Raw genomic sequence first — 10404 nt, forward strand, 5'->3', positions numbered from 1 at the left:
CGCAACCTGGAACCCGGTCACCGGCTGCACCGCAGTCTCGTCGGGCTGCGATCATTGCTACGCCCAAACCCTCGCTGAGCGGTTCCGCGGCACACCGGGGCACTACTTCGAGCACGGATTCGACGTCGAGATGCGCCCCGGCAAGCTCGACCAGCCGCTGCGATGGAGCCGGCCACGCCGGATCTTCGTGAATTCGATGAGCGACCTCTTCCATCCAGCAATCCCGGACGACTACATCGCCCGGGTGTTCGCGGTGATCGCGCTCGCCCGCCAGCACACCTTTCAATTGCTCACCAAGAGACCCGCTCGGATGCGGGCACTGCTCCAGTCCGATGCCTTCCGCCGCGCCGTCGACGACGCCATCGCTGGCGTCGTCGCAGCCTTCCGCCCCGCCGATGTCTGGTACCAGAGCTGGCCGCTGCCGAACCTGTGGATCGGCGTCTCGGCCGAAGACCAGAAGACTGCAGACCTGCGAGTATGGGCGCTGCTGGACACGCCTGCAGCTCTTCGGTTCGTCTCTGCCGAACCGCTCCTCGGACCGATCGACTTCACGCGCCTACGACCCAGCAGAATCGGAGGAGCGCTGACTCGCGACGGGCTCCGTTCGGTCGAAGACTCGAAATGCGGCGGCGAGCGCGAACCAGCGCTCGACTGGGTGATCGTTGGCGGTGAGTCCGGCCGCGGGGCACGGCCTATGCATCCGCGATGGGTACGAGAGATCCGGGACCAGTGCACCGCTGCCGATGTGCCCTTTCTGTTCAAGCAGTGGGGCGAGTGGGCACCAGCGGAGGTGATCGCCAGATTCCGCGACTACCACCACTTCGACGACGGCACCGAAGTTCGACGAGTCGGCCGTAAGGCCGCCGGCCGGATCCTCGACCGACGGGTGTGGGACAGCGTGCCCGACGGAGCCGGACGATGAGAGGATCGCTCGACATCACGGCATCGGACTTCTTCTGCGGTGCCGGCGGATCTACGACCGGAATGATCGCCATCCCCGGGGTGAGGGTATCGGCAGCGTCGAACCACTGGGACAAGGCAATCGAGACGCACCAGTACAACCACCAGCACACCGAGCACATCCTCGCGGACCTCTCTCAGATCACTCCGAAGCTGTTTCCTCGCACGACAATCGGATGGTTCAGCCCCGAATGCACCTGGCACTCGAATGCTCGCGGGGCCAAGCGCCTCGCCGCGCAGATCTCGTTACTGTCCGACGACCTACCGTCCGAGGCCGCCGAGCGATCGAGGGCGACGATGTGGGACGTCGTTCGGTTCACCGAGTATCACCGATACGAATTGGTTTTCGTCGAGAACGTCGTCGAGATCTACTCATGGCCTCTCTACAGGCCATGGATCGCGGCGATGCACGCCCTCGGTTACGAACATCGCCTTATCTGCCTGAATTCGATGCACTCATGGACTTTTGGGACACCAGCGCCGCAGTCCCGCGATCGCCTCTATGTGTGCTTCTGGAAGGCCGGCAACCGGGCACCTGACTTCGAGACCGTGGTCCGTCCGCCGGCAACCTGCTCTCGCTGCGGGCCCGTGCGTGCGTTGCAGGCCTGGAAGAACCCAGGGGTGGCTGTGGGTAAGTACCGTAGCCAGTACTCCTACCGGTGCCCCGCACGTGCGTGTGCGGACACCGTGCTCGAGCCCGACTGGCTCCCTGCCTCGACCATCATCGACTGGACCAAGACCGGCCAGCGGATAGGGGACCGCACTCGTCCGTTGAAGCCGAAAACGATCGCACGAATCCAGGCCGGCATCGACCGGTATTGGGCAGCTCCGCATGCCGAGGACGCGAGAGAAGCCGCGGGCACGCTGTTCGAGTATCGGCAGGCAAGATCACGGCCGTCTGAGGGGCGGGCCCCGGTGTTCGAGCCGTTCGTGTCGGTGCTGCGGGGCCAGTCGAAGAATCATCGAACCTCGGAGGCGCTGTCGACCGTATCCGCGGGCGGCCGCCATCATGCGGTGATCACCCCGTTCATCGCAGAGCTGCGAGGTGGAGGTTCGACTGCGCGATCGGTCAGCGACGCTCTCTGCACCGTGACGGCATCGGGTAACCACCATGGCTTGGTCGTGCCCGCTGCCGCTCACCATCGAAAGTCCACACGCCGACCGATCGCTGTCGAAGACCTGTCCTTCAGAATGCTCGACGTACCGGAACTCAAAGGCGCAATGGGCTTCGCGTCGACGTACGTTCTACGCGGGGGAACCAAGCAGCGAAATGTTCGGATGTGCGGAAACGCGGTTACCCCACCGACCTCGCGAGATATCGTGGGAGTCGGCGTGCAGAGCTTGAGCCGTTGACATCGGCCAAACAGTCGTTCTGTAGTTGCATTCATGGTTCCCGGGCAAAGGGGACGCACCGATTCTGTTGTCGTCGCCTCTCCTCCAGTTTGATCATCGTCAGACCCCGTATATGCGGGTCCTGACGGAGATCGGAGAAGTCATGAGCGACGACCGGGCTAGCCGAATCGATCCATCCAGATTGCACTTGCTCGACATCGAGAACATGGTGTCCGGCGACGTTTCCGCTGTCCGATGCTCCGCCTGGTGGGCGGACTACGTCACCGATGTGGGTGTCGGAGAGCGTGACCAGATTACGGTCGCCGCAGCCTGGCGACATGCCGCGCCGGCATTCTTCGCCGTCCCGGCGAACGCTCGGCGTATCGGTGTCACGTCCGCGCCGGATGCCGCGGACCTCGCGTTGCTCGATTCGGTGGATGTGGGCAGGGTGGCTCACCAGCACGATGAGGTGATCATCGCGTCCGGGGACCACATCTTCGCACCGCTTGCACGCGCGCTCCGGGCTGCCGGCGTTCGAGTCGTTCAGGTCGTTGCCTCCGGCGTCGGTGTGAGCGCCGAACTGTACTGCAGCTGTGACGATCTGATCTGTCTTCGTGGATCGGACCGTGTTGTCGAGGCGCATAACGCGCATTCGACGAGCGCAGCGCGGCGTGGCCCACGTGCGTCCGAGCGCAGCTCGGGTGTCGCCGTGTTCGCAGCGCGGATGGCCGATAGTCGGCCGCAGTTACGGACTACCGATCGGGCAGCGCAATGAGCGGGGAAGGCAGCGTGACGTCCTACGACGACGAGGAGCCAACGGTCTATCCGGACGGGTCGGTCGGCGGCGGAGTCGAGCGAGGGGGTGAGGAATTGAGCGGCCAGTACGGGCCGAGTCGTTTCTCCCAGGCGCTCGTGTGGTGCGCCGGCCCGACGTACGTACGTACTGCGCCCGTTGGTACATGGACTCTGCTGCAGAGCGTCGGAGTAGCTGGTTTGTTCTCGACAATGATCGTCGCGCTGAGCGCGACGATCATTGCGGGGCTTGCCGACATGGGTCCTGTGTGGGCATCGATCGTCAGCGTCGTTGTTGCCGCCCTCTACTTTTCGTATCGCCGCCTCGTGGTGGCGACCGTGGCGTCCACCGTGTTCGCGCGGTCGCGACGAACCGGATCGCATCTCGTCAGTGTGGCCGTCATGGCGTCCGTGAGCGTGCTCACTGCCGGGACGGGTTCCTGGGTGTTCGGGATGGCGATCTTCGGGCAAGAGGTTCGCTCTCAGGTCGCGGTGAACGTGGCGATGCATCAACAAGACGACTTGAACGAGTGGTACCGCAGCCGAGAAGCCAACCGTGATGTCGCGTCGAGGATGTACGCCGAGCAACTGTCGCAGCCTGCGCAGATGCGAGACAGCCTGCAGGACGCAGTCTCCGGTCTTGAAATGCGCGAAGCCGGGGCCTGGCAAATGGTGATGTGCGAGATGACGTCTTCACCCGATTGTTTTTCCGGCACAGGCGAAGTAGGAATAGGCCCTCGGTCGGTGGCGGCCAATGAAGAGCTGGATGCTGTCACCACTGAGCGCACTTCGGCCCAGCAGCGGCTTGCCGAGTACACCGTCTTTCCGGTGCCTGCCCCCTTCGACGCAGTCCAACTTGCAACGTGCGGATACTCGAAACAGACGACCGAGTTGACGCCCTACGATTCCGACCGCTGTCAGGGCATGCTGCTGGTCGAATCGAGCGTCGACCAACTCGCCCCGGAGCACCCACCCGCGCGCTCGAGCAACGGGCTTCTCCCGCACCTCGAGGCATTCGGTTCCTTGCTGTGGAACTCCGAGAACGCGGGCCCGGTCTGGCTCGTCGTGGTCGGGCTGTTCTTCGTTCTGGTCAGCGTGGATCTCCTACCTCTGTTGTTTCTCGTGCAGAGCGGCCGACGCGGATGACTTCTAGTTACTTCAACACCTGCGACCATCGTGATGCCGATCCCGTCGGCGTTCAGCAGCATTCGGAAAGGCCACGGCCATGACAACCCCCACCCGACCGGACACGATCACTCGACCCGGCCCCATCGCACGCTTTCTACTCGGTTGCTGCGGTGCCAACTGGATGCACATCAAGGAAAAAGCGGAGCTCAACTGGTACTGCAGCCTGGGGATGTCGGTGATCGTGACCTCGATCATCTCGGGCATTTCCGCAGTGCTGCTCGCTACCACTGGCTACTCGAATCTGCCGCTGGCGCTGGTGATTGCCATCGGAGTGGTGTGGACGATCGTCGTGTTCAACGTCGACCGCCTGATCGTTTCCCGGCCGCTCACCTCGTCGCGGTGGCGGAGCAAATTCAGCCTGTTCTTCGTGCGCTTTCTCCTCGCCGCGGGCATCGCGATCTTGATGGCCGAGGGCGTTGAGCTGACGCTTTTCGACGACGAGATCTCAGCGCAGGTCGATCGAGACAACAATGCTGCAGCAGTCCGGCAGCAGAACGAGTACAACCAGGCTCGGCTCGATGCCAAGGCATCGGCAGAGCAGAGGTACAAAGAGCAAATCGAGTACCCGAACACAGCCGTCGACCGTCTCACGGCCTCGGTCGATGCCGCGACGAAACAGGTCGAGGACGCGAATCGCGTGCTCAAGTGCGAATCAAACCCGGCACCGGACTGCGAGACGGGAACCGGCATCCCGGGGCTCGGCGCAGAAGGACAAGAGGCCTCCGCTGCAGTCGCGAGAGCGAACGAAGCGCTTCAGCGAGCAGTCGCTGCGCGCCAGGACTACACGGTGATACTCAAACCATCAGGCTTCACCGCCGACCAGTTGCAAGCGTGCGGCCAAGGACCGACGAGCACTGACCTGACACAGCAGGCCATCGATACATGCCAAGCACAGATTCTGGTCAGCGAACAGGTCAACGCTGTACCGGTACCCAGCGAGGCTGACACCAGCCAGAACGGGCTACTGCGTCGGATCGTCGCGCTGTCCTCACTTGCCTCCGGAGAACACGGAACCACTATCTGGGCAGTACGCATCCTGTTGTTCATCGTGCTCGCCAGCATCGATCTGGTGCCGTTGACCGCGAAGTTCGTCGGCGGCACCACCGGTCATGACGCGCGGGTCCGCAAGGACAGCATCGACGCGAACAACGAACTGGCCGAGAAGATCAACGACTCTGTGCACGCTGTTCCACACTTCCTGGAAAAGCAGAGGGGATGGAAGAAGCCCGCGGCCGATCAACGCCGCGCGTTCTTCACCGACGTCTTCGAGAAACAAGCCGACGACATTCGGGGGCGCTGGCAATCCCCGACCAACGCCCGTGACGATGTTCTCGATGAGCCGGAGACACTCGTCGACCCGGACTCCGAACCGACGAACGGTGTCGGACCCGGATACGTCCTCCGAACGACTGACGGGGACAAATTCCAGCTCGTGGAACCACTCCCGGACGCTCGAACACGGTGGTACGACCTCTGGCTGTGCACCAGAAAAGATCGTGAGGACGAAGACCAAACGACTCGGGAGGAATACTTCGTAGCCAAGATCGGGAAAATCGATCCTGCGTTTGCGCCGGCCAAGCAGCCAGCGTTAAAAGGGCTCGAACGCGACGTTCTCGCTCGGCTCATTCCGTTGGGTCGGCACCATGTCGTCGACATAGTCAGTGGACAAGACGTGCAGCTAGACGACGATTCCGAGAGACCGTTCATCGTCATGAGGCACTACCCGCTAGGCGATATGAAGAAGTACGTGGAGGACCGATGGGGTAACGAGGTGCCGATACTTCCACTGCTGGAGTTGATCCACCAGACGCTGGAAGCTCTGCTCGTGACGCACCGCGCCGGCTTCCTGCACCTCGACATCAAGCCTGCCAACGTCCTTGTCGACTTGATCAATGGAGAACCTCACGCTGTGCTCACCGACTTCGGTATCGCCGGAGCGACCCGCGCATTCGATCAAGCAGGGTTCACCGACATGGACTCCACCTTCACCGGCACGTACAACTACGCCGCGATCGAACAGATCCTCCCGGGGCGCGGACTCGGCCATCAAACGGCACTGTGCGACCTGTGGTCAGTGGGCGCAATGGTCTATCGGCTCATCTCGGGGGCGTACCCGCGTGACTTCGCCGAGTCCCGTTGGGTCGACATGCCCCTGCTCGACAACGGCAAAGTCGACCGCCGATCGGACGAGTACCGACGGTGGCTGGAAAAGACCAGGCCTGACGCGCCCCGGCTGGACGTCATCACCCCCGGTGTGCCTACGCCGCTTGCTGATCTCGTCGAACGATGGCTATCGAACAACCCACTCGATCGAGTTGATCGCACTGCTCTGACGTTGGCCGAGGGTGAGAGCCTGTCCGACCCCGGTGCGCTGCTCGAGAACCGCGGTGACGAAGCCGTGATGTCGGACGCTCTGGCACGCCTCGGCTCGACGGTCAGGGGCATACGATGAACAAGCATCTACCACTGAGAGAGGCACGTGCGATGGTCCCCAACTCTTCGCCAGTTCCGCCCGCGAAGATCGGGATCCGCGAGGCACTGCGTACCCGGATAGCCTGCGCTGCGTTGTGGATCGTTTTCGTCGCTGTGCTGGTCTTCGGTGTGGGGAGAATCGACTTCGTCCGTGACAACGCCGCACTGGCAGTCTTTCTCGTGGGAAGTGTTGTCCCACTGATGGTGTGGCGGTTTGCTGGTATTGGCATTTCAGACCTGAAGTATCGCCGCGAACGTGGGCAAGGGCTTGGGTCCCAGGCCGGTGCTTCATGGACCGATCGCGAGGAACAGACAGAACACGATCCCTTCGATCCTGTGGCGCAATCACAGGCCGCCTCCCCCCGCCGCGACGATCGGAATGACATGTCTCGCAACCTGTTCGACTTCCACGATGAACGCCGTCCGGAGCGAACACCGGCACCGCAACCGTTCGGTCCCGACCGGGTGCTACGGCAAGCGAGTCCGGACGATTTCAGTGCGCCTCGTGCAACGGTCAACCCGGACAGCCTGACCGTCACCCGTCACGTTCCACTCGGCGGTGAAACCGACTCTGTGCAAAGCGAAATGACCGATATCGGTGTGCCCCCTGCGTCTCGCGTAATCGATCGTGGCGAGCCCAGTACGAGTACGAGCACCCGAGGCGGAGCCCTTGACCGGTTGTTCGGCCGATCGACGGACCGGATCGATACCGAGGAATCGACAGTAGGTCGAATACTGTCGTTTCCCGGCGGCGGCGGTGGCGCACTCTTCTTCGACGCCGACAGCGCGACGGACGCCGGCCCGCGCAAAGAAAATCAGGACTGGGCGATCCTCAGCGGGTCTTTGCTGGGTATAGCCGATGGGGTCGGCGGGCGGTCTGCCGGCGGTCAAGCATCTCGCGCTGCGCTGCGGGCAGTCCGCGATGCGATCGAGGAAGACGGCATGAGTCTGGCGTCGGCGGTTACGCGTGCGAACACCGACGTCCGCGCGCGCCAGGACGACGACCCCGCGGATCGAGGAAGAGCAACGACTCTGGATATCGTTCACTTGGATGAAACCGGCTATCTGTACGGCGCCCATGTCGGTGACAGCCGCGTCTACATTCTTCCTGCGCGAGGTCGGCGACTGAGAAGATTGACGGCAGACCATTCGACCGGCAACACGCTCACACGCAGTATCGGTGGTGCGCGGTCGGTCACGCCCGATGTGTGGGCCCACGAGGCAGAACCAGGCGACATCGTGCTCGTCGCCACGGACGGTCTGTGGAAAGGCTCACTGCACGAGAATGACATCGAATCAACGTTGGTGGAGGCGCGACAACGCTCCACGATTCACATCGCAGAACGCCTCGTTGAGATTGCCAAAACCGGTGCGACCGACAACATCACAGTGATCGTGGGCCGAATCCAGCGCGCGTGAACTACAGAATCCATCGGTTCTGTTCGTGAAGGCCGTAGCGCGTCATGCTTTCCTCGACCGAGGAGGAAAGCATGACTGCTCTGATCATCATCGCAGCACTGGTCGCTACAGCCGCTGTCATTGCGAAAGTGGTTCGGACCCAACGCGCACAGGGCACTTTCGCGGGGAACGCTCCTCGCGCCGTCTCCAAGACGGTGCAGGAGCGTCTTCGGGTTCCTCTACCCACCCCCGAAAACGTTAGTGTCCGGGTTCTGGACAAGATCGTGAGCGGTGCGATCGGCACCGCTCGAACGAAGTTCATGCCGGTAGGCGTGCTCCTCGAACTCGCTCCGGAGATGTATGAACGCGTCGTGCCGATCTGGGTGCAGTTCTCCCGTGAACTGGGAGAAGATCTCGCCGCCCGTGCTGAAGCAGAATCGTGGAACTACTCCGGCGTTGCGTTCTCCCTCCGCGCAAACCCGGCTCTCGGCCGACGAGATGTCGAGGTAGTACTTCGCTATCCCGACGGCGACGACTCTCCGACCGACCAAGTCGGCGACGTCCCTCGCCGACCGCGCGGCGAGGACGACATCACCGATGTCGCGCCGGGTGACGCCTCCGAGCTGTGGTTCGCCGATCTGCCCGACGGTCGACGCGTCGCTCTTCGCAAGGGTCGGCGCTACGTGGTCGGCGCATCCTCCACATCCGACATTGTCGTTTCCTCGCGGACCGTCTCACGGGCACACGCTGCCCTGCGCTGGCATCCCGCCGCTCAGGTGGTCGAAGTCGAAGATCTCGACAGCACCAACGGCACCTGGCTCGACAACAGCCGGGTGGCCCCCCGCGAACCGAGGGCGGCGACGTCCGAGTGCGTGATCCGACTGGGAAAGCACGACCGGATACGTCTGGTGAAACGAAGTGCCTCGGGGGCGTCGAGATGATCGCCGACATGCTCGCGACGCTGTCCGTACTGGCGCTCACAGTTCTCGCCCTCCTGCGGGTACACACGGAAGCGGTGGCGACTCGACCAGCAGGTGGCGGCGCACCCGGTTTCAGCGGCGGGCAGAGTTCCAGCGACCTCGCGGCTCTTGGGGGACCTCCCGCGCTGGTGCTGACTGCAGCAGCCCAGCTGGGTTGGTCCGTGCAGCATTCGTTGCTCTACGTCGCGGCGGCAGCGGTGGTTCCGATCGTGTTGTGTGCGTTCGTTCGGCGCGTTGTGGGCGCATCCGCCTCCCTCGTGATCCCAGTCGCCGCCTGGACCCTCACGTGCCTCGGTGCCGTGACGGCGGAGAGGCTCTATCCGGGTAGCGGCGTCGACCAGGCGCGGTGGGCCTTGGTCGGGGTGGCCGCGTTCCTCGTCGCTGCGTGGATCGGCAGTACGTGGAACACCACCGCTCGCTCGATCACGGGGACAGGCGTAGCGGTCGCAGGTTGTGTCGCACTGACGCTTCCCCTCATGCCCGGGATCGGCGTACTAGTCAACGGTGCCCCTGGTTGGATATCTGTCGGGCCCTTCGTCGGACAGACGGGCGATCTGGCCAGAATCCTGATCATCATCGGATTGGGATCGATGCTGTATGCCGCAGGACCAGCGCTGCGAGCGGGAAGGGTTACGCCCGCGTTGCTAGCCTGCTGGCCGGTCGCCTTCGCCGCGGCCCTCGGTGGCTACGCATCCGACCTCGGTCCGGTACTCGTGCTCACCGGTGCAGTAGCAGTCATGCTGATCGTGTGCGGCCCGCCACCGCGCGTCTGGATCGGATTTACGGCCGTCGGTACAGTCCTCGTCGTCGCAACCTTTTTCGGTGTGGGAAAGCTCCGCGCCCGCATCGACCAGATGTTGAACCCCATCACGTCCGACGGACAGCTTCAGAACACAGGCGCGGCACTTCGGTCGTTCGCGACCGGAGGCTGGCTCGGCACCGGCTTCAACAACGGATCCCCGCTCGACGTCGCCAACGTAGAGAACGACTTCGTCCTCGCCGGCATCGGAGAGGAACGGGGAGCGATAGTGGTCATAGCAATCTGTTGCCTATTCGGTGCCTTGGTCACCGCCTGCTGGCTGTCGGCAATCCGTGCCACCAGCGCAGGGCCACGCCTGATCTCGACCGGCCTGGCAGCCATGGTGTCCGTGCAAGCCCTGTACGTCACGCTCGCCACCATCAACAAGGTGCCTGTCACGGGGATGGTCGTCCCGTTCCTCTCCAACGGAGGAAGCTCGCTGACCTGTATGTGGATCGCCGTCGGGCTTATCGTCGGCATCGG

Annotated in this window: 8 protein-coding genes; all 8 read left to right on the forward strand. The window is 63.3% G+C overall.

The features are described from left to right. Positions 1 to 922 (forward strand): DUF5131 family protein (locus CH256_RS04535; protein ID WP_094668988.1); only part of this gene is annotated, 922 nt, incomplete at its 5' end. Beyond that, positions 919 to 2313: a DNA cytosine methyltransferase gene (locus CH256_RS04540; protein WP_015586227.1), complete on the forward strand. Its 1395-nt coding sequence runs from the start codon at positions 919 to 921 to the stop codon at positions 2311 to 2313. The genes CH256_RS04535 and CH256_RS04540, both read left to right, overlap by 4 nt. Positions 2314 to 2455: 142 nt before the next feature. After that, positions 2456 to 3067, forward strand: coding sequence for an NYN domain-containing protein (locus tag CH256_RS04545; protein ID WP_157773221.1), 612 nt, complete (start codon positions 2456 to 2458; stop codon positions 3065 to 3067). A 14-nt stretch (positions 3068 to 3081) separates the two neighbouring features. Beyond that, the gene (locus tag CH256_RS04550) at positions 3082 to 4230 is read left to right on the forward strand and encodes a DUF4407 domain-containing protein (RefSeq protein WP_157773223.1); all 1149 of its coding nucleotides are present in this window, start codon (positions 3082 to 3084) and stop codon (positions 4228 to 4230) included. Positions 4231 to 4309: 79 nt separating this feature from the next. Further along, on the forward strand, positions 4310 to 6724 hold the full coding sequence (locus tag CH256_RS04555) for a DUF4407 domain-containing protein (protein WP_015586230.1): 2415 nt from the start codon (positions 4310 to 4312) through the stop codon (positions 6722 to 6724). A gap of 404 nt (positions 6725 to 7128) precedes the next feature. Further along, positions 7129 to 8163, forward strand: a complete 1035-nt coding sequence (locus tag CH256_RS04560) for a PP2C family protein-serine/threonine phosphatase (protein ID WP_157773226.1) — start codon at positions 7129 to 7131, stop codon at positions 8161 to 8163. A gap of 71 nt (positions 8164 to 8234) precedes the next feature. Next, the gene (locus CH256_RS04565) at positions 8235 to 9083 is read left to right on the forward strand and encodes an FHA domain-containing protein (RefSeq protein ID WP_032392088.1); all 849 of its coding nucleotides are present in this window, start codon (positions 8235 to 8237) and stop codon (positions 9081 to 9083) included. Next, positions 9080 to 10404 (forward strand): FtsW/RodA/SpoVE family cell cycle protein (locus CH256_RS04570; RefSeq protein WP_143536521.1); only part of this gene is annotated, 1325 nt, incomplete at its 3' end. The genes CH256_RS04565 and CH256_RS04570, both read left to right, overlap by 4 nt.

Origin of the sequence: Rhodococcus sp. 05-2254-6, assembly GCF_002258565.1 — a bacterium.
Lineage (GTDB): Bacteria > Actinomycetota > Actinomycetes > Mycobacteriales > Mycobacteriaceae > Rhodococcoides.